The organism is Rhodoflexus caldus, from assembly GCF_021206925.1.
Lineage (GTDB): Bacteria > Bacteroidota > Bacteroidia > Cytophagales > Thermoflexibacteraceae > Rhodoflexus > Rhodoflexus caldus.
This window is the reverse complement of sequence record NZ_JAJPRF010000001.1, coordinates 105404-127627: the sequence shown is the minus strand read 5'-3', so window position 1 is coordinate 127627 and position 22224 is coordinate 105404. Positions and strand designations below refer to the sequence as shown.

Sequence of the window (22224 nt, the reverse complement as noted above, 5' to 3'; positions counted from 1 at the left end):
GTGCGGTTTTTATGCAGTTGAGCGGACAGAATACGTAATGAAGCACGCAGATTGTCGCAAAATTTTAGGAACGTTCAAGGACGTAAACGATTGGTTAAGGGTCTTGTAACGTGTGTGTACCGATTTCCTTTCAGTGTGTACCAAAACAAAACCGCCAAACGCTGTTCTGTTGCGTTTGGCGGTGGTTTTTGAGGTTTTTGCTCCCCCTCTAGGGCTTGAACCTAGGACCCCATGATTAACAGTCATGTGCTCTAACCAGCTGAGCTAAGGAGGAGTAACTGTCAATTGTGATGCAAAAGTATAAAGCTCATTTTTTACTTGCAATACCTTTGCCCATATTTTTTTGCATAAATTGACCCGTTATTGAGCGGAATAATGTGCCGGTAATGCCAAACTGATTGATAATCAGATTTTATCAACCACAACATGAACTTAAAATTTTTTTCTGACGGAATAGCCCGAGCACTGCGTTGGTGGCTGGAAGGCAGTTCTTATGATTATAATGCCGGTAAACCTGCCGAAACCCGCAAACAACTGCAATCGCTGAAATTTGTACCGCGCTTGCTGCGGCTCATTTGGCGCACCAGCCCGACTTACACAACTATTAATATTGCTATCCGCCTGCTTTTATCGCTTTCGCCACTGGCAATGCTCTATGTGGCCAAAGAAATCATAGACGAAGTAATTGCATTGAGCAATGCTGACCACTCAAATACACAGCAACTGTGGCGCTGGGTGGGCATAGAGTTGGCAATTGCCATTACGAGCGATATGTTGCGGCGTGCCGTAGGGCTGGCCGATACGCTGCTGGGAATGCTTTTTACCAACCAAAGCACAATAGAACTGATGCGCCACGCAGCCCTGCTGGACTTATATCACTTTGAAGAGCCTGTTTTTTACGATAAATTAGAAAAAGCCCGCCAGCAAACCAATGTGCGCACAGCATTGCTCTCCGAGTTGCTTTTGCAAGCGCAAGGATTCATCAGCCTTATTTCGCTGGCGGTTGGCGTAGTTGCATTTAGTCCTTGGCTGATTGTCATTCTGGTAGTGGCGGTGCTGCCTTCTTTCATTGGCGAAACCTATTTCAACCGCAAACGCTACAGCCTTTACAGTTGGTGGACACCTCAACGCCGACAATTGGATTATATCCGCTATGTGGGTGCAAGCGACCAGACTGCCAAAGAGGTTAAAATTTTCAATCTTTCCGATTTTCTGATTGCCCGCTACGACGAGCTTTCCAAAATCTTTTATCAACACAGTGCGAAGCTGAGCGTACGCACTTCCATTTTGGGCGCCCTGTTTTTTCTTTTGGGCACATTGGCCTACTACGGTGCTTATGGGATGATTTTATGGCAAGCCGTGCAAGGAGCTATCAGCATCGGGCAACTGACTTTTCTGGCGGGTTCATTTCTGAGGCTTCGCGAATTGTTACAGGAGCAAATGAATCGGCTGACGAGTATTGCGTCGCAAGCCATGTATTTACAGGATTATTTTGAGTTTTTTGACATTCAGCCACAAATTAAAGCGCCTGAAAATGCGCTTCGGGTCAATCAGCCGTTGCAATCGGGTTTTGTATTTGAAAATGTAGGTTTTCGCTATCCGGGCAGCGAAAAGTGGGCAATTCGCCATGTGTCCTTTGCCCTGCGTCCGGGCGAAAAAATAGCATTAGTGGGCGAAAACGGTGCCGGAAAAACGACGCTTGTCAAACTGCTGGCGCGACTCTACGACCCTACCGAAGGGTGCATCCTCTTGGACGGCAAAGACCTGCGCGACTACGACCTGACTGATTTGCGCGAAAATATCGGCGTTATTTTTCAGGATTTTGTGCGCTACTCCATGACTGCTGCCGAAAATATCGCCATTGGCAGTATTAACGACCGCGAAAATGAACCGCAAATTGCTGATGCCGCCCGTAAGAGTCTGGCAGAGCCTCTGATAGAACGCCTGCCGCTGCGCTACCAACAGATGCTGGGCAAGCGATTTTCGGAAGGTACCGACCTTTCGGGCGGCGAGTGGCAGAAAATCGCCATTGCCCGTGCCTATATGCGCAAAGCGCAACTGCTCATTCTGGATGAGCCTACCGCCGCATTGGATGCACGCGCCGAGCACGAAGTTTTTGTGCGTTTTTCCGAACTGATGCAAGGTAAGGCCGCCGTACTGATTTCGCACCGATTTTCCACTGTGCGTATGGCAGACCGGATTTTGTATTTAGAAAAGGGCGAACTCAAAGAAATAGGTACGCACGAGGAACTGCTGCAACTCAACGGCAAATATGCCGAACTTTTTCATTTACAAGCCAAAGGCTATCAATAAGCAATTTGTAACAATCAGGCCGTAGTTTTGTTTCTGATTCAGGTAACACAGCCATCATGTATCATTGGGAGTCGGAATCGGTCGTTTTGTTTGACGGGGTTTGCAACTTATGCAACGGTATTGTTAATTTTCTGATAGACGCAGACCATCGGAATCGGCTGAAATTTGCTTCTCTGCAATCGGAAACGGGGCAACAAATACTCATGCGGTTTGGTATGGATACCGCCGATTTTGACACGTTTGTTTTTTATAGCAAAGGACGCACTTATACCCGCTCACGGGCAGCGCTGGAAGTAGTCCGCGAATTGGGCGGTATGTGGCGGTTGGCATACGGAGCCATCATCATCCCGCCACTGCTGCGCGACGGTATTTACCGATGGATTGCTGCCAACCGCTACCGATGGTTTGGCAAGCGTGATGCCTGCCGTATGCCTACCCCTGAGTTGAAAGCGCGTTTTTTATGATGCCTGCCACGCATCGGGAGCTTTGCGCCACTCCTGCAACGATGCCATATCTTCTTCACCGATAAAATCTTTGGCAACCGCCTCTATAAGCAGGGTAGGGTAGGTGCAAAGCACATGGAGTGGCACGCCTGCTTGTTCAAAGTTTTGGCGGGCAATGTCAAAATCGTAGCTGAAAGTTGCCAGCATCCCATAGGCCTGCATACCTACCGAGCGAACGGCCTGCACTGCTTTCAAGCTGCTGCCTCCCGTAGAGATGAGGTCTTCCACCAAAAGTACTTTGGCATTTGGAATGATTTTGCCTTCAATCAGATTTTCCAGACCATGGTCTTTGGGTTTGGGGCGGACATATAAAAAAGGCAGATTGAGCAAGTCGGCCAGAAGCGCCCCTTGTGGCACACCCGCCGTTGCTACGCCTGCAATAGCCTCTTTTTCAGGGAAATAGGTGCGCGCCGCATCGGCAAGTGCATGCTTGATATAGGTGCGAATAGCCGGAAATGATAATGTCAGGCGATTGTCGCAGTAAATAGGCGACTTCCAGCCCGATGCCCAAGTGAAAGGTTCTTGCGGGCTGAGTTTGACAGCGCCGGCTTCCAGCAGCATGGCGGCGACTTGTTTGGCAACAGTTGAATCCATGCCCAAAATTACAACAAGATTGCAACCAAAGCGAAAGCCGTGCAACGGCTTACATTATCATCAATAAACTTTACATGGTTAGTTTTTGTCCCCGATAAGCATTTGTTGCATCTAACCAATATTTTTTTGACCTTTTTTTAGGGTTTTAACACGAATTAACCCTATGTAACAGCATTTTTTACACAGCTTTTTTGTTAAAACGAAAGTGAATCTTACGCAAACATTTCTCTCTCAAAAAAGTTGGTTAGCAATAATACACTTACTCTGCTGTTAAATTACAGGCAATCAAGTATTTCTAACCAACACAATATCCTATGGTACGCAAGTATTTGGCGCTGCTCGCAGCATGTGTATTTTTTAGCCTTAGCACTACTTCCACCGCAAATGCTACCCCACGCATTCTTTCATCATGGCGGCATGTAATTGTGCCAATGGAACAGGCTGTGCAGTTTATGTATGATAAACTTGGCCTTGCCCGTCAGGGAATGCATCCGGATGCATTCAGAAAAGCACTGGTTGGGTACTTGCAGTTCAAGCAACTCAACAAATTATCGGGGAAAACCTTATTGACCGTAATAGACTTTTCGCTGCCTTCTCATCAGCCGCGCCTTTGGGTGATTGATTTGGCCGCCCAGCGAGTGCTGTTCCATTCATTAGTGGCACACGGAGTAAACAGCGGCCTGCACTATGCCGAAAAGTTTTCCAACAAAGAAGGCTCTTATCAAAGCAGTTTGGGCTTCTATATTACAGGTGAAACCTATCAGGGAAAACACGGCCTTTCTCTTTACTTAGACGGGCAGGAGGGCGAATTTAACAGCAATGCCCGCAAACGCGCGGTAGTTATGCACGCAGCCGACTACGTAAGCGAAGCACACATCGCCAAAATGGGGCGTATCGGGCGCAGCCAAGGTTGCCCCGCCATTCCGGAGCATTTGGCAGAAGATATTATTTCAACCATCAAAGGCGGCACGTGCTTATATATCTATCATCCCTCACCCGAATATCACCGCGCCTCCAAATGGGGCAACAGGAGCAATTGGGATGAGCAACTGCTGGCATTTCTGCCTTTTCCGATATGAGTTATTGAAAATGTCCTGAAAAGTGTAATTTAGGGGGGACATACGAGCGGTATCTATGAATAAATCATTCTTCAGCGTCCAACTGAAAATTGCTGCGGGACTTTTACTGATTGCATTCATCTTCTTGGTGAATGCAATCGCTACCTATACTTTTTCGCAGCAGATACTTAACAGCATCACTAAGGATTACATTACGAAAGACCGCGCCATGCTGCAACTGACAGAGTTGCGCACGTTGGTTATCAAGTCGCAACTATATACCGGCGACTGGATTTATCGCGAAAAAGACATTGGGAGCAAACTTACTTTGCGCAAAATACATAGCGATGATTTCACAAGCCTGCAAATAGAACTCAAACAAATAAGCGATAATCTGGAAAAAAGCGGCCAGATTGACAAATCGCAATTGCTGGAGGGTATTATGCGAAGGGTGGATACACTTTTTACTAATCAAAAAGTAGTGATGCAAACACTCAATGCAGATACCGACTACGAAGACCCCATCAAACGATTTGAATCGGAAACCCTGTTTAACTCTAAAATCGTACCGCTGGCCAACGACCTCACACAACGGTTAGACCGACTAATCGTACAGGAAAAAGTAGCCCGCAACGAAGTGCGCAGCAATTTTATGGGATATCTGCAATCCGAGAAGTCGCTTGAATTGGTTGCAGCCATATTCGTAGTTGTTGTTGCAATTTCTATTTGGCAGTACTCCTCCCGTCAGATTATAAAACCCATCCGCGAGATAAAAAGCGCATTGAGCACCCTGAGTATTGGCGAAATTCCCCCGCCTGTTACCACTATTTCCAACGATGAAATAGGAGAAATAGGGAAAGCCATCAACCAACTGATTGGCGGGCTTTCTAAGTTGAGCGAGTTTGCCACACATATCGGCAACGGCGATTACGATATCAGCTACCGTAAATTGGGCGATAATGATGTCTTGGGCAACAGCCTGCTCACCATGCGCGACAACCTCAAACAACTGGCCATTGAAGATGCGCGCCGCAACTGGGCAAACGAAGGTGCTGCCAAATTTGCTGATTTGCTGCGGGCTAACAACCACTCTATACCTAACCTGACCAAGGTTGTACTGTCCGAACTCATTAAATATGTAGAAGCCAATCAAGGTTGCTTCTTTGTGATAGACCAGCAAAGTCAGGAGCCGCAAATGGAACTGATGGCAACCTTTGCATGGAATCGCCAAAGAGTGCGCAACAAAACCGTGCGATGGGGAGAAGGACTGATTGGCCAAGCTTGGGCTGAAAAAGACACCCTATTCATTACCGAAATCCCTCAAAACTACATCGAGATAGGTTCCGGCCTTGGCGATGCCAACCCGAAAAACATCGTAGCCGTTCCCCTGATTTTCAACGACGAGGTGTACGGCGTTATCGAGTTAGCCTCATTTTCTGTTTTACCGACCTATCGTGTGGAATTTTTGAAGCGCGTTGCCGAGAATATTGCCTCCACATTGGCCGCCACTTTCGTAGCCGAGCGCACCCAGCGGTTGCTGCAAGAGTCGCAAAGCATCTCCGAGCAACTGCGCGTACAGGAAGAAGAAATGCGCCAGAATTTGGAAGAGTTGCTCTCCACTCAGGAACAATCGGCACGCAATATGGAAATGGCCAAATCTTCTTCCGAATCGCTCGAGCAAATCATTGAAAGCCTGCCCGATGCCATTGTGCAAGTAGATGCCGATTGGTACATCCTGAAAATGAACAACAACCTCTGCCACATGACCGGCTACTCGCGCGAGGCGCTGTTAGGCACTAACATCGTCCGCTTTGCCAAGCAGTTGAATCCTGCAACGCTCAAATCGGGCGAAACATACATACAGGAAATCACGCGCAAAGACCGCTCAGTGTTTATGGCCGAAATGACCGTTCATCAGCTCAATGCCGACGAGTTTGTCATTTACCTCCGCGATATTGACGAACAGGTAAAAAAGGACAAAGAAAGAGCCCAATTGATGAAAGAATTGGAGCAATTGAGGCAGGGACAGCGCTAAACAGCCATTTTGTCAGCCTTGCGGTTTTGGATTAATTTTCGTTACATTTGAACGGAATCCAAACTTCTAAATCAAATTTGAAGCATGAATTATTCACAGGAATTTCGCAAATATGCTGTTAAGGGACAAGGCATCAGCAGCATGGTGGTTGATAAGTACATAGATACCTCAATCACCAATTTTACTCCTTACATTATGGAAGAGCGCCCCATGAACCTGATTCAGATGGACGTTTTTTCGCGCCTGATGAAAGACAGGATTATCTTCCTTGGAGTTCCCATAGATGACCAAGTAGCCAACGTAGTAGTAGCGCAGTTGCTCTTTCTGCAATCTACCGACCCCTCCAAAGATGTTATTATGTACATCAACAGCCCGGGCGGTTCGGTGTATGCAGGCCTTGCTATTTACGATACCATGCAGATAGTAACACCCGATGTAGCTACGGTTTGTACGGGGCTGGCGGCATCCATGGGTGCCGTGTTGCTTTGTGCAGGTGCGGCAGGCAAGCGTTCGGGCTTACCCCACGCCCGCGTAATGATTCACCAGCCACTGGGCGGCGCACAAGGACAGGCCTCCGATATTGAAATCACTCACCGTGAGATTCAAAAGATTAAAAAGGAACTCTACGAAATCATCTCTAAACACAGCGGACAACCCTACGAGAAAATCTGGAATGATTCTGACCGCGACTACTGGATGATGTCGGAAGAGGCCAAAGCCTACGGTCTGATTGATGAAGTATTAGCACCTAAAAAATAGGTATTGCGGTTGATACGCTGCCGCTGTTTGAGTAAGCAAGCAAATTTTTACACTCTTTTTTTGCGGATGACGTGAATTTGTTCGTATGAGTACCTAAATCAGCGACCATCCGTGCCCTAATCTGCGTGCTTATATATTAAGTGCGAGTGGCTTGCGAAAAAAATTTTTTGTGTAAATTGCTGAAAAACAAATGTTTAAACCTATCAGCTCTTAGATGCCTGTCAGGTTTGTTTGTATAATGACCAACTTACTCATATGCGTGCGGTTGCGTGCAAAAAAATAACCCCGAAGATTGAAATGCATCTTCGGGGTATTTGTTTATGAGGTTTGACTTTCGGCAAAATTAGCCTACAATACTGATGCGCTTGAAGTCGGTTACGGTCAGACCTTTTTCAACGCTGTCCAAATACTGGCTGATGTTTTTGCTGTTGTCTTTTACAAAGTCCTGCTCGAGCAGGGTATTCTCTTTGTAGAATTTGTTCAGCTTGCCCATTGCAATTTTTTCCAGCATGTTTTCAGGTTTGCCTTCTGCACGAGCCTGTTCTTTACCGATTTCAATTTCACGCTCAATAACGGCAGCATCTACACCTTCGCGGTTCAGTGCCAGCGGGCGCATAGCGGCGATTTGCATGGCAACGTCTTTACCGGCAGCCTCAGCAGCTTCTGATGCAGAGCTCATAGCTACCAACACGCCTACTTTAGCGCCTGTGTGGATGTAAGTTACCACGCGCTCACCTTTAACGTGCGCATAGTTTACAACTTCAATTTTCTCACCGATTTTACCCATCATGTCGGTCAGGTGCTCGGCAAGGGTGCGGCCGTCTTCCATTTTCATGGCATTGATGGCTGCAATGTCGGCAGGCTTATGAGCAGCTACCATATCAGCTACTTTGTTGCCCATGGCTACGAAGTCTTCGTTTTTAGCTACGAAGTCGGTTTCGCAGTTCAGAGAGATAGCAAAACCTTCTTTGTTGTCGGCGCTGGTGCGCAGGAATACAGAACCTTCAGAAGACTGACGGTCTGCACGTGAAGCAGCCACTTTCTGGCCTTTTTTGCGCAAAATATCAATCGCAGCTTCAAAGTCGCCGTTTGCTTCGGTCAGGGCTTTTTTGCAATCCATCATGCCCGCGCCGGTCATTTGGCGTAATTTGTTTACGTCTGATGCAGAAATAGACATAATTGAAATATGTTTTGAGATGTAAAATTCAGGTATTGGGAATGAGCAACTTACGGGGTCGCTTGTTGGTTCAGGCAAGTGAAAAAGTCGGGCACAATTACCCGACTGTGCCAATTAAGCCTTTAATTGTTTTTTCAGGCTGTCCATCTCTTCGCGAACGGCTTTCAGCTCGTCCATGTTGCGGTTTTGTTTTTTCTGGCTCATGATGTTGCTCTGCTTCACATTGAGCTCGTGCAGGCGCTTTTCGATATCAGCTTTATTCATGGTAAAAGGCTGTTTTATAGTGAAATAATAATTGCGACGCTAAAATGCAGCGCAAAAGTAAGCCATTTATACGCCAAAGCCAAAACTTGATTATATCTTTGTTTGAAATCAGTTTGGCAAATGAGCAATACTTTCGGAAAAATATTCCGCATTACTACTTTCGGAGAATCGCACGGCACGGCAGTGGGTGTGGTGATAGACGGCTGTCCGGCGGGTATCCCTTTTGATTTGGATTTTATACAGCGGGAAATGTACCGCCGTCGCCCCGGGCAGTCCAAAATTACTACCCAGCGGCAAGAAGGCGACGAAGTAAAAGTCCTCTCCGGCATTTTTGAGGGGTACACGCAAGGAACGCCCATCACCTTAGCCGTTTGGAACGAAGACCAACGCAGCAAAGATTATTCGCATATTGCAGATAAATACCGCCCTTCCCATGCCGATTACACTTGGCAAACCAAATACGGCACTCGCGACTATCGGGGCGGGGGGCGCAGTTCGGCACGCGAAACACTGGCCAGAGTAGCCGCCGGCGCTGTTGCAAAACTATTTCTGAATCATTTGGGTATTCGCATAGCAGCCTACGTATCGCAGGTAGGCGCACTGAAACTTGATAAAAGTTACCTGCAACTTGACCTTTCGGAGGCTGCCATTGAAAGCAACATCGTCCGTTGTCCCGACTCGGCGATGGCCGAACAAATGATTGCCCTGATAGATGAGGTTCGCAAAAACCGTGACACCATCGGAGGCGTAGTCAGTTGCGTAATCAAAGGTGCGCCTGCCGGTTTGGGAGAGCCTGTATTTGATAAATTACATGCCGAACTCGGCAAAGCCATGTTGAGTATCAACGCTGTGAAAGGGTTTGAGTACGGCAGCGGCTTTGATGGGGTGGCAATGCTTGGCTCGCAACACAACGATGTTTTTTATACAGATGAAAAAGGTCAGGTGCGCACTCGCAGCAATCATTCGGGCGGCATACAGGGCGGCATCAGCAACGGAGAAGATATTTACTTCCGCGTAGCTTTCAAACCCGTAGCTACCATCATGCAAGACCAAGAAAGCATTAACCAAAGCGGAGAACAAGTCGTTGTATCGGGAAAAGGCAGGCACGACCCTTGCGTAGTACCTCGTGCAGTACCCATTGTTGAGGCAATGGCAGCCTTAGTCATGGCAGACTTTGTTTTGCGCAACCAAGTGGTTAAATTAGAACATATTGTATCAGCCTATCCTGTACAAAACTCCTTGTAGCGGATTTGCATTAAACCGAAAATCAGATGATGAAATATTTCAGGCACATTGCCTTATTCTGTTTTGCATGGCTGCTGTTGGCTTTTTCGCAGACGGTATATGCTACACACATTCGGGCAGGGGATTTAATTGCCCGCAGACTGCCCGGAACCTCACTCACCTATGAGTTTACCGTAACTATTTATACAGACGACGAAGGGGTGCCGCCCGATGAGGAAATAGAAATTTTCTTTGGCGATGGTTCACCCTCGCGCCTGATACGCCGTACGGCTTTTCGCTCTGTGGGCAACCTGACGACTGAAAATATTTACCGCACCACCTATACTTTTGCAGGGCCGGGCGAGTTTAACGTGGGTGTGGTTATCCGCAACCGAAATGCGGGCGTGGTAAATATTCCCAATTCGGTGAATACATCTTTTGCCATTCAGTCCACTTTCCTGATTTCGCCTTTTTTGGGGCTAAATTCCTCACCCATTTTGACCAACCCGCCGGTGGACTTTCTGGCATGTACGCGCCGCCGCTTCAAACACAACCCCGGTGCTTTTGACCCCGACGGCGACAGTTTGTCGTACCGTTTTACCATTTCCAAAAAAAGCCTGAACCAAAACGTAGATATTTATTATCCGCTGAATCAGGTGCCCGGTATCAATGCAACTACCGAAGCAGGCAATCAACCTGCTACCCTGACCTTAGACCCCGTCACAGGCGATTTGGTTTGGGATGCACCGCTTCAACCGGGCGAATATAACGTAGCGTTTTTTGTAGATGAATGGCGCAACGGTATCCGTATCGGCTCGGTAAACCGCGATATGCAGATTCTGGTGCGCGAGTGCGTAAACCGTCCGCCATTATTTACCAATCGCACAAAAGATACTTGCGTAGTTGCCGGAGCACTGGTGCAAGACCTAATTGTTGCCACCGATGCTGACCGCCACGGCGTGGCAATATTTGGCACGGGGCAACTGTTCAACCTTACCGCACCGAGTAACCGCGCCACTTTGGACAGTATCCGTTCGCAGCCGCCCGCAGGTACTGCCCGCAGCATTTTTCGCTGGCAAACAACTTGCAACGATGTCAGCCGACAGCCGTATGTAGCCACCTTCATTACGCGTGATTTCCCTAACCCCATTCGCAACCAATTGGCCGACTATCTGACCTATCGCATCCGCGTGATAGGGCCGCCACCCAATTTGCAGCAAGCGGTGTATAATCCCGAAACCCGCAGCGTTACACTCACTTGGGCTAATTATACCTGCCCCAATGCCAACAATATGCTGGTTTACAGGCGCATAGGCACTTCGGGCTGGAATCCGGGGCAGTGTGAAACAGGCATCCCCGCATCGGCAGGCTATGAACTCATCGGCAGAATAGACCCTGCCACAGGTCGTTTTATAGACAACAACAACGGGCGCGGTATGCAACCCGGGATTACCTACTGCTACCGCATTTTTGCTACCTTCCCCGAACCGAAAGGCGGCGAAAGCATTGCTTCGCAAGAAGTTTGCGTAACGGTTCAAACCAATGCGCCGCTGATTACCAATGTGAGCGTAGAACGCACGGCCACCGCCACCGGAGAAATTTTTGTGCGTTGGGTAAAGCCTATCGGTATCACACCCGAACGATTCCCCCGCCCATGGACTTATCAGGTAGCACGCGCGGAAGGTTTTGGCACAACCACTAACCTGATACGCTTGCCGCAAACATTCGCCGAAAACGATACGTCGTTTACCGACCGCAATCTGGACACGGAGAATCGCGTGTATAACTATCGGGTATATTTCTTCTCACAAGGGCGGCTGATAGACAGTTCGGCAGTGGCCTCATCGGTGCGCTTGACCGCACAGCCTGCCGCCGGGGCTATCAACCTCACATGGAATGCTCAAGTACCTTGGAACAACAACTCCGCACGTTTCCGCCGTCACCTGATTTACAGGGAACGCATCACGCAGCGCGGCACTTTTGACCTGATAGACAGCGTGGATGTCAGCACAGGGGGCTTTACTTACACCGACCGCGGGCGTTTCCAAAATCAACCGTTACAAGAGCGTGAACGCTACTGCTACTACGTTACCACCCGAGGCACTTACGACAACCCGAACATATTTGAGCCGCTGCTGAATAAGTCGCAGATTGCCTGCTCAACCTTGCGCGATACGACAGCCCCATGCCCGCCCGTGTTGAGCTTGGTGCCGCTGGATTGTTCACGGTTTAACCCCAAAGACCCCGCAACCTGCGCCGATTCGGTCTATAAAAATGAACTGACTTGGCGGCCTAATCTCACCCCGCCTTGCGATACGGGCATTGCAAGCTACAACCTGTATTTTGCACCTTTTGAAGGTGATACCCTGCGCATTTTGCGACGCAACATCCGCGATACCCGATTTATTCACGAGCAAATCAATACGGTAGCAGGTTGTTATGCGGTAACCGCCTTAGACAGTGCAGGCAATGAAAGCCGCCTGAGCAACGTTGTTTGCAACGACAACTGCCCCTACTATGAACTGCCGAATGTATTTACGCCCAACGGAGACGGCAAAAACGATACTTTCCGTCCGTTGGTTTGCCCGCGATTTGTAGAACGAGTGGAGTTTAAAGTATTCAACCGCTGGGGTGGATTGGTCTATGAAAGTGATAACGATATTTTCATCAACTGGCGTGGTGTAAGCAATTCGGGCGCAAAGTTGCCGGCCGGTGTGTATTACTACGAAGCGGTAGTAACATTCCGTCGCCTTAGCCGCGAAGTAAGCCGTGAAACACTTAAAGGATGGGTGCAGATTATTTTGCAGGAATAATCCTTTTCGCATATATTCGGCAAAAACACTTATTAACCTCGCAAACAGATTATGAAGATTATCATCCCGATGGCAGGCAGAGGAACCCGAATGCGTCCACATACGCTCACCGTTCCCAAACCATTAGTACCAATTGCCGGAAAACCAATTGTTCAGCGTTTGGTGGAAGACATTGCCGTGGTTTGCAACGAACCCATTGAAGAAATCGCCTTTATCATCGGTGATTTTGGTGCACAGGTTGAGCGCGACCTCTCGGCTATTGCCGAACGCATGGGAGCCAAGGCAAAGATTTACTACCAAGACCAGCCGCTGGGTACAGCTCATGCTTTGCTTTGTGCCAAAGAATCTATCACCGGCCCTGTGGTAATTGCTTTTGCCGATACACTGTTTAAAGCCGATTTTACATTAGACAAAACCAAAGACGGTATCATTTGGGTGCAGCGTGTGGAAAATCCCTCTTCGTTTGGCGTTATCAAGACCGATGAACAGGGCTATATCACCGACTTTGTGGAAAAACCCACACACTTTGTATCCGACTTGGCCATCATCGGCATCTATTACGTGAAAAACGGCGATATGCTTCGCGATGAGATGCAATATCTGCTGGACAACGATATTAAAGACAAGGGCGAGTACCAACTGACCAATGCGCTGGAAAATATGAAGCAAAAAGGGTTCAAATTTGTTCCCGGGCGCATCAGCGAGTGGTTAGACTGCGGCAATAAAGACAGCACGGTAGGCACCAACAGCCGCTATTTGGACTATTTGCACGAGCGCGAGTCGGCAGGGAAATTGCAGGAGTCATTGGTGGCAGCATCCGTGAAAAATCACAACAGCATCATTATTCCGCCCGTCTATATCGGGGAAAATGTGCAACTGCACAACAGCGTTATCGGGCCGCATGTTTCCATCGGGGCTCATTCGGTTGTAAAAAACAGCGTGGTACATTCCTCACTGATTCAGCAGAATACCCTGATTGAAAACGCGATAATAGGAAACTCTATGCTGGGCAGCCATGTTAAATATCAAGGCCGTGCTTCCGATTTAAGCATTGGCGACTATACGCAAGTAAAACTCTGATGAACAGAAAAGGTCTTTTACGTACATCAATAGGCTTGGCAGCGCTGTTAAGCCTATTGGTGTTTTTTGATGGCCGGGCACAGAAGCCTAAAAAGCAGGTCGTTCAGCCACCGGCCGACTCGTTGGAAATGGCACGGGAAGTAGAAGAAAACAGCGCCGAGTATTTCTTTACGGAAGCCATGCAATACTTCCTTTCCGAAAATTACAGCAAAGCCCTGCGTACGCTGGAAGAAAGCCGAAAACTGGCACCCAATAATTCGGCCATTCCCTATCAGATGGCACGCACCTATCTGAAAATGGAAGACTATAAAAACGCCGTTCGGCTGATACAGCAAGCACTCAACCTTTCCAAAGACAATCCCAATTATTTAAGCCTGCTGGCAGAAATTTACGAAAAACAAGAACGGTACGATGAAGCCGAAAAAATATTTGCCAAATTAGTCATTTTAAAGCCCAATGAACCGGGTTATTACTACGACTTGGCAAATGCGATGCTCTATCAAAACAAGTTCAAAGAGGCCATCCGCATTTATGACGAATTGGAAAAAAAGGTTGGCTTAGAACCTGCCGTTATTCAGCGCAAACAAAAACTCTATCTGGCAATGAATCAGCCCGAAGGTGCACTGAAAGAAGGCAGAAAATTGATAGAAGCCATGCCCGATGACCCCGACGCTTACATTACGCAGGTAGAACTGCTGATGAATACGCGCAGAACAGAAGAAGCACGCAAACTAATTGCGGAATTGGAGAACCTTTTCCCCAACGAGCCGCGTGTATTGCTGTTGAGTGCCGATTTGGCAAAAAGCAGTGGCAAAAAAGAGGCACAAATCAGGGCACTCGAGAAAGCATTTGACTACCCGCAATTAGAAATAGAACTTCGCCTCCAAGTCCTCTCCGATTTGTACGACCAAGCAAGCGCAACCAATGATACACAATTGAAAACCGTTTTGCTGTCGCTTTCGGAGAAAACCATGCAGATTTTCCCCGACCATCCGCAAATGCAGGGCTTATATGCCGCCATTTTGCTGGAAAACGGCAAGGCCGCGGAAGCAAAAAGTTACTACGAAAAAGCGGTCAAACTCAATGGCGATAACTATCAGGCATGGGTAGGCCTTGTACGCGCCGACCTGATGCTGCAAAACTACAAAGACCTTGCCCGCCACACCGAGCAGGCCATTGAGTATTACCCCAACAATGCTACTTTTTGGTTCTACAACGGTACTGCCCACTTGGTCAATCGCAACTATGACGAGGCCGTAGCTTCTTTGGAACAAAGCCGATTGTTGGCCATAGGCAATCAGGAACTTCTGCAAAACATCTACCCGCAATTGGGAGATGCTTACAATGGACAAAAGCAATACCAAAAGTCCGACAAAGCCTATGAGGAAGCACTGACGTATGACATCAACAACCGCTACGTGCTGAATAATTACAGCTATTACCTTTCGCTGCGCCGTGAAAATCTGGACAAGGCCAAGGAGTTATCCGCTCGCCTGATTAAGTTGGAGCCCGATAACCCTACCTATCTGGATACGCATGGTTGGGTGCTCTATGTACGCGGCGAATATGCGGCCGCATTGCCGCTGTTAGAAAAAGCAGCCCGCCTGAACCCTTCCAACCCCACTATTCTGGAACATTACGGCGATGTGTTGTATAAGGTCGGCAGAAACGAAGAAGCCCTGAAATATTGGCAACTGGCCAAGAAAAACGGCACCGGCAGCCAGTGGTTAGACCGAAAAATTGCAGAAAAAAAACTGTTTGAGTAAATCTTTTCCGACAATGTTAATTTACCCGCTGATAAAACGCTTTGCTTATACCGGCATGGCACTGATGGCCTTGCTGAGTGCTTGCCAAAAACCTCCCGTAGCTACCACAGGCAGCACTCCCCCCCCCATTCCTGCCCGCAAGGAAGAAAGTGTCTATCATTTCAATGCTTTTGATTTCACCTATCTCACTGCCAAAGGCAGGTTAGTGTTTGTCAATAACGGGCGCGATGTTAATGCAAATGCAGATATTCGCATGAAGAAAGACAGTGCGATATGGATTTCCCTGCGCCCCGGATTGGGCATAGAGGCAGCCCGCATTTTCATCACACCCGATTCGGTTCGCATCATGGACAAGCTCAATAACGACTTTTTGGGCTTTACGTTCGATTCGCTCAGCAAACGGTTAGATATTCCCGTTGATTTTCAACTGATTCAAAATACGCTGCTGGGTAATTTGCCTTATGATTTGGGACAAGCCAACCCCATTCCCGAAGGCGAACAGTACCTCTTGCGCAAGCAGCAATCCAACATAGACGTGATAGGATACGTGGGCAAGCAAACAGCCCGCATGGAAAAACTTTCGCTGAAAGACCTTAGCGCACCCAATCGCTTGGAAGCAGTTTACGGCAACTTTACTTCCGTAGAAAACATGCTTTTCCCTTTTGTGTGCAATGCAGACCTTACCTTTGAGCCGCCGGGCGGCAATAAAACATCGCTTTCGTTTCGGTTTACGCACAATAAAGTAGAACTAACCCGCGAACCGCTGAAGTTTCCTTTCAGCAGGGGGAACAAATAGGCACAACTACTGTTTCTGCAAAAAAGCCTGTACCCGTTCGCTGATGCGCCCCATGTTGCAACCTGTTGCCAAATGGCCGCAGTCGTCTGTAAGTACGATGTGTTCCGCACCGCTATACTGTACCAAATCGGCACAGGCTTGCGGGCTTACCATCAGGTCTTGTGAGGCATACACTATCAGTCCGCGGGCTTTCAGCAGCTCTCCGAGCTTATCCAAGGGTAGGGTTTTGTAGGCATTGTGTGCCATCATTGCCTTGGCCTGCCATGCCCAATCCAAGGGGTAAAAACTCGCCGATTTTTGAATTTCTGCCTGAACAAAACTCTGAAAATCGGCGGTCTTTTGGTTTTTATTGCGCCAAGAAGGCGTATACAGTGCGTAAGCATGGATTAACACGGTTGTTTCCATGGCTTGTTGCAGGTTGCCATTGGTTTGCAGGGCTTTTTCTATGGGCTGTATTTCGCTTTGCCAAAGCAGTAAGTCGCTGAAACCCAACTTGGGTGTGCCTACCAAAGAAATCATTTTGCCAACCTTTGCAGGAAAGGCCGCCATCCACTGAAACGCCTGCATACCCCCCATGGAAATACCGATAACGGCATGGAGTTTTTCAATGCCCCACTGCTTGCGAATCATCGCTTCTTGCGTGCGCACCATATCGGCAATGGTGAACAGCGGAAACTCGCGCCCCGCTTGCAGCGTTGAGTTGGAAGGCGAAGAAGAAACCCCGTTCCCCAAAGCATCGGTCAGTATGATAAAGTAGCGTGTACTGTCCAGCATTTTTCCTTTGCCGCCCACATAGCTTCGCAGTGCGTCCGACTTTCCCGTAAAATAGGTGGGAAACAGAATAGCATTGTTTTTGTCCTCATTCAGCCTGCCGAAAGTGCGGTAGCCGATGCGGCATTGTTTAATGATTTGCCCGTTTTCCAAAGCAAAATCACCTAATTCACAAAAACTTTGCGACAGTGCGCGCGGTGCATAAAAAATGAACCAGCCTAAGAGCAGGCAGGGAAAAAATCTGAGCGCTAACATAGTACGATGGTTTTTTACTAAGCTAACGGTTTTTCCCTTTTTGTGCAAATGAACTATGCCGTGCGGCTGTGTCTAAGCCATTGAATAGCTTTTGCTTCGTCATCGAAGAACATGCTTTCTATTTCGGTAGTATTCACTCTGGCTTTATTTTTAACCTGATTGACAGCCATTTGTCCAAAAACAGAACGAGGAGTCAGCAGTGCGATTTTTCGCAAACCGACGGCAGCAGCGCGCGGCAACCAACTCGCAGCCATCCATTCCTGCATATCGTTAGCTATTGCCTGCGCTTGCTGTAAGTCTTGCAGCATCAGCGGAGTTTTTGCGGCTTCCAGATGGGAAAGTACTTCCTCGAGCATTTGCTTCATTTCGTTGGGAGGAACAAAGCCTTTCCATGCGTAGTAAAAAATGTTACCCTCGCCTATCCACCCTGCAAGCATGTACTTGTTGTTGATAACTGTTTGTAGCATAGTTGTAAGTAAGTGAAGTTGTGTTAGTGTTTCAAAACTTTAAGCAATTAAACCACATGAGCAACTTTTTTGTTTAAAAAAAAATTGTAAAATGTGGATATTAACGGAAAGGCAATATAAGATTTGGTGTGCAAAATCTCGGAATTATCAGGATGAGTTTGCGATATTTTTACCCGATGCAAAAAGATTGATATATGGCGGATACTTTGGAGATTTTATCAGTTAAATTATACCCAAACGATTTTTGGAAAAATGTGGCTCTGTGTGTCTTTGTGTTTGGGAGGCAGACCTGTCTTACTTACCGCGGCGCACGCAAAGAGTTTTCATCTGCATTGATTCATAAAAATTGCTGACAGTCTCCATTTCTCCAATCGCTGAAAATTAATCCCGACGGGTCTTTAAGACCTTTCGGGGTTGTGTATGACAAAATATCAGGCTGAGTGTGCTCAACTACAACCGAATCCCCAGCACGCAGATGTCGTCGCGCTGGCTTTCGCCTTGCCGGAACTCGTCAAAAATATCGGATAATTCTTCTGCCTGACGCTCTACGGACAGGTGGGCAAGTGCCATAAGCAACTCTTTCACTGCCATACTGCCCAACTTTTCACGGTTGGTGTTTGGCTGGTCGGCTAAGCCGTCGGAGGTCAGGTAGAGCATCGTTCCGGCAGGCAGCGAAACCGTGTGCTGTTCAAAAGCTGTTTCGCTGCTGCGCAATCTGCCGCCGATGGACTGCCGATTGGGACGCAACTCTACTAAGCGGTTTTCGGCTGGGTTGCCCGAAGGTTTGACCGCATATAGCGGTCGTTTAGCTCCTGCAAAAGTTACTTCGTTGCCTTCAATCAGGCAGAGGGCGATGTCCATACCGTCGTCGTGGGTGCCGTTTTCGGTTTGCAGCGCTTTTCGCATTTCCGCATGGACGGTTTGTAAAATTTCGGCAGGTTGTGCGATGCGTCGGCGGGCCACTGTTTCGGTCAGGATGCTGTGCCCGATGGCAGACATGAGCGCTCCGGGAACGCCGTGTCCGGTACAATCAGCTACGGCAACCCATTTGCGCCGCCCTTCGCTGTGACACCAATAGAAATCGCCTGAAACAATGTCTTTGGGTTGATACCAAATAAAAAATTTCTCAAACAAGGCCTGCAAGTCCGATTCGGCAGGCAGAATAGCCTTCTGAATCCGCTCGGCATAGCGGATGCTGCTTACCATTTGCTCATTGCGACGGGCTATCTGGCGGCGGGCTTCGTCTAAGCGGTCATAAGCTCGTGCATTGTCTATCGCCACGGAAAGATAGGTTGCCAAGGCACGCAGGAAGTCCACATCGGCTGCCTGATAGGCATTTTTGCGGTAACTCTGCACGGTAAATACGCCAATAGCTTTCTTGTTCAGCGTCAGAGGCAGGTAAATGGCCGACAGCGGCTGCTCGGTTTGGTATTCAATGTGTTCATCGGCTACGTATTCGGGGGCTTCTTTCTCAAAATCGTTAATCACAATTTCCATTTGGTACTGAAAGCATACCGCAGAAAGACGTTTTTGCCCCACCTCAATTTCATGGCGGACAAGCGGCATAGCCACGCCGTTGCGGAAGCCGTAAAACAACAATTGGCGGCTGCTGTCGTCGTAAATGCCCACACGGAACAGGGCAGCCTCTACCAGTTCGCTCACACCTGCAAAAGCCTCTCCGACTACCTGTTCGCTGTGCAACTGCGCCGTAATCCGATGCCCGATTTCGCTGATGGTGCGCACGTTGTGGTAAGCACGCTCCAATTGGTTCTTCTGGCTGGCAATTTGAGAGGTGCGCTCTTCTACCACGCGTTCCAATTGTTCATTTTGCTGCTCTATGCGGCGCACGCGGGCGCGGTAGGTAATAAACCCAAGCCCGATGAGCGACAACATACCCGCCGAGCGAAACCACCACGTTTCCCAAAACGGCGGACGTACCCGAATCAGTATTTCCGTTGGCAAACTCCATCCCTTTGGGCCTAAAACGCGCAGGTAGAGTGTGTAATCGCCGGGGGCAAGTTTGCCCAATGTCATTTCGCTGTCGGTAGTCGGTTCTGACCATCGGCTGTTGGAAGGGCTCAACCGATAGCTGAACACAGGGGCAGCCTGATAACCAAAATGCGGAGAGGCAAATGATACCCTGATATTGGCTGCCTGATAAGGAATGGTCAGTTCCGACAAGCCGTCTAAGGGTACTTGCACCTGCAACGTATCTGCCTGATAGTTGGCATAACGGAAAAAAGCCCGCGGCAGCGAGCGCCCTGCGTACAGGTCGGCAATGGCCGCGCGAATGCTCACCAAGCCCTGATTTGTACCAATGAGCAAATCGCCTTCGGGGCTGATGAGTCCCTGCGTGGTGTACTGCAAACCCGAAGCAGGCGAGGCAATGCGATATGGGACAAAGAGGCCGTTTTTGCGGTCAAATTGCATCAGTGTATGCTCGGTAAACACCCACATGCGCTCGTTGCCGGCGCGAATGTCGTGGATGACTTCCCCCAGTGCCACATGATTGAATCGGAAGGTGCGGAAATGCTTTTGCTGCGGCTCCCAACGTGCCAAACCCGAAAAAGTACCTACCCAAAAATTGCCCTGCTCATCGGTAAACAGGCTTTTGATGCTGTTGTGCGGCAATGAATACGGGTTGCCTGCTTCATTCCTAAAATTGACAAAACCGTCGTTGCCGTCCCAGCGGCTCAGTCCACCGCTTGCCGTACCGACCCAGATATTGCCCTGCATATCTTCCGCAATGCAGCGGATGTGATTATCGGCAATACTTTGCGGGCGCTTGACATTGTGGCGGAACACCAACCACTGATTGGGCAGGTCGCCCGTAACGTAAAGGCCGCTTTCCTGCGTACCGACCCAAATACGTCCTTTGCAGTCTTCAAAAAGGGTGGAAACTGTTCCCTCTTCGGGGCCTTCCCAGCCCGGGCGGAGGTATTGCCACTGTCCTTCTTTGTACAGGTAGATGCCTTGTTCGTTGGCCACCCGAATTTCGCCCTTGCGCGAAGCAAGTATAGCGCGGATGGTTCCTTGCGGAAAGCCTTTGCTACCCGGCTCAAAATGTGCCGTTACCTCCCCGTTGCCGTTGAGCCTGAATAGACCTTTGGCAGCAGTAGCCGCCCAATAGCTCTCGCCTTGCTGCGTCATGGCTGTTATTGCCCCAAACTCCGGACGGATGGTAAAATAATTGGCTTCGTTTTTCCATGCAGCAAGTCCGCCACCGGCGGTTCCTGCCCATAAAATATTTCCTGAATCGGTAGTCAGTGTTTGCACGGCCTTTCCTGCCGCAAGGCTGTATTCGCCTTTTGAATCCTGAATGGTTGTCCATCGGTTCTCGTCAAAATAGGCAAGACCGCCCTGTTTGGTAGCCACCCATACTCGCCCGTTTTCATCGGAAGCAAGGGCAGTTACGTAGTTGTTGGGCAGTCCGTCGGTTTCAGTAAAAGAGCGGGTATTGCCTGTGCGGGTATCTATTCGGCGAACGCCTTGCAAAGTTGCTACCCACAAATACCCTTTGCTGTCTTTGAGCAAGCGGGTAACATAGTCGCGTTGAAATTGGCGAGGATAGAGCGGATAAGAGATAAATACTTCTTCAGCCGCCGAGTACACCTGTATGCCCTGCCCCAGCGATGAGGCAACAATATTGCCGTCGGCATCGGTGGTGATGCTGTAAACGGCACTTAAACCCTGCGTATAAGCGCCCTGAAAAGGATAATTGAAAAAAGTCTGCTTATCGGGGTCTAAGCGCGAAACCCCTGTACTTGTACCAATCCAGAGGTGTCCGGCGCGGTCTTCTGCCAAACAGAAAATGCTGTTGTCGGAAAGGGAAAGGACATTGGCCGTATCTTTTTGAAAATGAGAGAATTGTTCGGTTTGCCGATGGAAAAGGAAAAGCCCTGCGTTGGTGCCAATCCAGAGGCGTTGCTGCTTGTCTTCCAGAATGGCGCGTATTTCCAACGACTTACCGGGCAGCGGTGTAAAACTGCGAATACTGCGACCGTCGTAACAATTCAGCCCGTTTTGTGTACCTATCCAAAGGTATTGGCGGCTATCCTGCATCACGGCCAGCACGTTGTTGTGGCTCAGGCCGTTTTCAATATTGACCGATAGGCGTGCATCAATGCCCCATTGCGGCTGCTGTGCTAAGGCAGTAATGGTTGTCAGAAGCGATACGGTGAAAAAGAAGTACACCCTTGCTTTCATAGGGCAACAGTTGAGTTAAGGTAATACCATAGATGTAGTTAGGTATTAATGTAACGAAAAAAAGTTTAAATTGTATATTTTAAAGTGATTATTTTTTGTGGGATTGATGCGCTGCCTACCGATAAGCGTAATCGGGGCACACG

General features: G+C 48.6%; 16 protein-coding genes and 1 tRNA gene. 10 read left to right on the top strand and 7 right to left on the bottom strand.

Going from position 1 to position 22224, the window contains the following annotated elements:
• Nucleotides 1-200: 200 nt before the first annotated feature.
• Nucleotides 201-274: transfer RNA gene (locus tag NDK19_RS00510), tRNA-Asn, on the bottom strand.
• Nucleotides 275-426: 152 nt separating this feature from the next.
• Between NDK19_RS00510 and NDK19_RS00505 the strand changes: the two genes are divergently transcribed.
• Both NDK19_RS00505 and NDK19_RS00500 read left to right on the top strand, forming a co-directional pair.
• Nucleotides 427-2313, top strand: coding sequence for an ABC transporter ATP-binding protein (locus NDK19_RS00505; protein ID WP_250629866.1), 1887 nt, complete (start codon nucleotides 427-429; stop codon nucleotides 2311-2313).
• Nucleotides 2314-2369: 56 nt separating this feature from the next.
• Nucleotides 2370-2777, top strand: a complete 408-nt coding sequence (locus tag NDK19_RS00500; protein ID WP_250629865.1) for a thiol-disulfide oxidoreductase DCC family protein — start codon at nucleotides 2370-2372, stop codon at nucleotides 2775-2777.
• Here the strand turns inward: NDK19_RS00500 and pyrE are convergent.
• The gene (gene pyrE, locus NDK19_RS00495; protein WP_250629864.1) at nucleotides 2772-3410 is read right to left on the bottom strand and encodes an orotate phosphoribosyltransferase; all 639 of its coding nucleotides are present in this window, start codon (nucleotides 3408-3410) and stop codon (nucleotides 2772-2774) included. The two genes, NDK19_RS00500 and pyrE, sit on opposite strands and share 6 nt — an antisense overlap.
• 314 nt (nucleotides 3411-3724) lie before the next feature.
• Here pyrE and NDK19_RS00490 point away from each other — a divergent pair, with 314 nt between their 5' ends.
• From NDK19_RS00490 to clpP, 3 genes are all read left to right on the top strand, one after another.
• Entirely contained in the window at nucleotides 3725-4489 is a 765-nt protein-coding gene (locus NDK19_RS00490) for a murein L,D-transpeptidase catalytic domain family protein (RefSeq protein WP_250629863.1), read from the top strand.
• A gap of 55 nt (nucleotides 4490-4544) precedes the next feature.
• Nucleotides 4545-6503 carry a GAF domain-containing protein gene (locus NDK19_RS00485; protein WP_250629862.1) on the top strand — a complete coding sequence of 653 codons (1959 nt, stop codon included), beginning with the start codon at nucleotides 4545-4547 and terminating at the stop codon, nucleotides 6501-6503.
• An 84-nt stretch (nucleotides 6504-6587) separates the two neighbouring features.
• A complete protein-coding gene (gene clpP / locus NDK19_RS00480; RefSeq protein WP_250629861.1) occupies nucleotides 6588-7262 on the top strand; it encodes an ATP-dependent Clp endopeptidase proteolytic subunit ClpP in 675 nt (224 codons plus the stop codon).
• 343 nt (nucleotides 7263-7605) lie between these two features.
• Here the strand turns inward: clpP and tsf are convergent, their stop codons facing one another.
• Complete coding sequence (gene tsf, locus NDK19_RS00475) at nucleotides 7606-8439, bottom strand: translation elongation factor Ts (RefSeq protein WP_250629860.1); 834 nt, start codon at nucleotides 8437-8439, stop codon at nucleotides 7606-7608.
• Nucleotides 8440-8553: 114 nt separating this feature from the next.
• Nucleotides 8554-8703 (bottom strand): hypothetical protein, encoded by a 150-nt coding sequence (locus NDK19_RS00470; RefSeq protein ID WP_250629859.1) that lies wholly within the window; start codon nucleotides 8701-8703, stop codon nucleotides 8554-8556.
• Between the two features lie 120 nt (nucleotides 8704-8823).
• On the opposite strand from NDK19_RS00470, the gene aroC reads away from it, so the two are divergent.
• The 5 genes from aroC to NDK19_RS00445 are packed head-to-tail and all read left to right on the top strand — an operon-like array spanning nucleotide 8824 to nucleotide 16382.
• Complete coding sequence (aroC, locus tag NDK19_RS00465; RefSeq protein WP_250629858.1) at nucleotides 8824-9948, top strand: chorismate synthase; 1125 nt, start codon at nucleotides 8824-8826, stop codon at nucleotides 9946-9948.
• 26 nt (nucleotides 9949-9974) lie between these two features.
• On the top strand, nucleotides 9975-12740 hold the full coding sequence (locus NDK19_RS00460; protein ID WP_250629857.1) for a T9SS type B sorting domain-containing protein: 2766 nt from the start codon (nucleotides 9975-9977) through the stop codon (nucleotides 12738-12740).
• Between the two features lie 51 nt (nucleotides 12741-12791).
• Nucleotides 12792-13820, top strand: coding sequence for a sugar phosphate nucleotidyltransferase (locus NDK19_RS00455; RefSeq protein ID WP_250629856.1), 1029 nt, complete (start codon nucleotides 12792-12794; stop codon nucleotides 13818-13820).
• Nucleotides 13820-15586 (top strand): tetratricopeptide repeat protein, encoded by a 1767-nt coding sequence (locus NDK19_RS00450; protein ID WP_250629855.1) that lies wholly within the window; start codon nucleotides 13820-13822, stop codon nucleotides 15584-15586. The genes NDK19_RS00455 and NDK19_RS00450 overlap by 1 nt, the downstream gene beginning before the upstream one ends.
• Nucleotides 15587-15599: 13 nt before the next feature.
• Nucleotides 15600-16382, top strand: coding sequence for a DUF4292 domain-containing protein (locus tag NDK19_RS00445; RefSeq protein ID WP_250629854.1), 783 nt, complete (start codon nucleotides 15600-15602; stop codon nucleotides 16380-16382).
• A gap of 6 nt (nucleotides 16383-16388) precedes the next feature.
• Here the strand turns inward: NDK19_RS00445 and NDK19_RS00440 are convergent, their stop codons facing one another.
• The 3 genes from NDK19_RS00440 to NDK19_RS00430 all read right to left on the bottom strand — a co-directional run bounded on the left by NDK19_RS00440 (nucleotide 16389) and on the right by NDK19_RS00430 (nucleotide 22081).
• Nucleotides 16389-17408, bottom strand: coding sequence for an alpha/beta fold hydrolase (locus NDK19_RS00440; RefSeq protein ID WP_250629853.1), 1020 nt, complete (start codon nucleotides 17406-17408; stop codon nucleotides 16389-16391).
• Between the two features lie 53 nt (nucleotides 17409-17461).
• Nucleotides 17462-17875: an STAS/SEC14 domain-containing protein gene (locus NDK19_RS00435; protein WP_250629852.1), complete on the bottom strand. Its 414-nt coding sequence runs from the start codon at nucleotides 17873-17875 to the stop codon at nucleotides 17462-17464.
• Nucleotides 17876-18325: 450 nt separating this feature from the next.
• A complete protein-coding gene (locus NDK19_RS00430) occupies nucleotides 18326-22081 on the bottom strand; it encodes a two-component regulator propeller domain-containing protein (protein ID WP_250629851.1) in 3756 nt (1251 codons plus the stop codon).
• Between the last annotated feature and the right edge of the window lie 143 nt (nucleotides 22082-22224).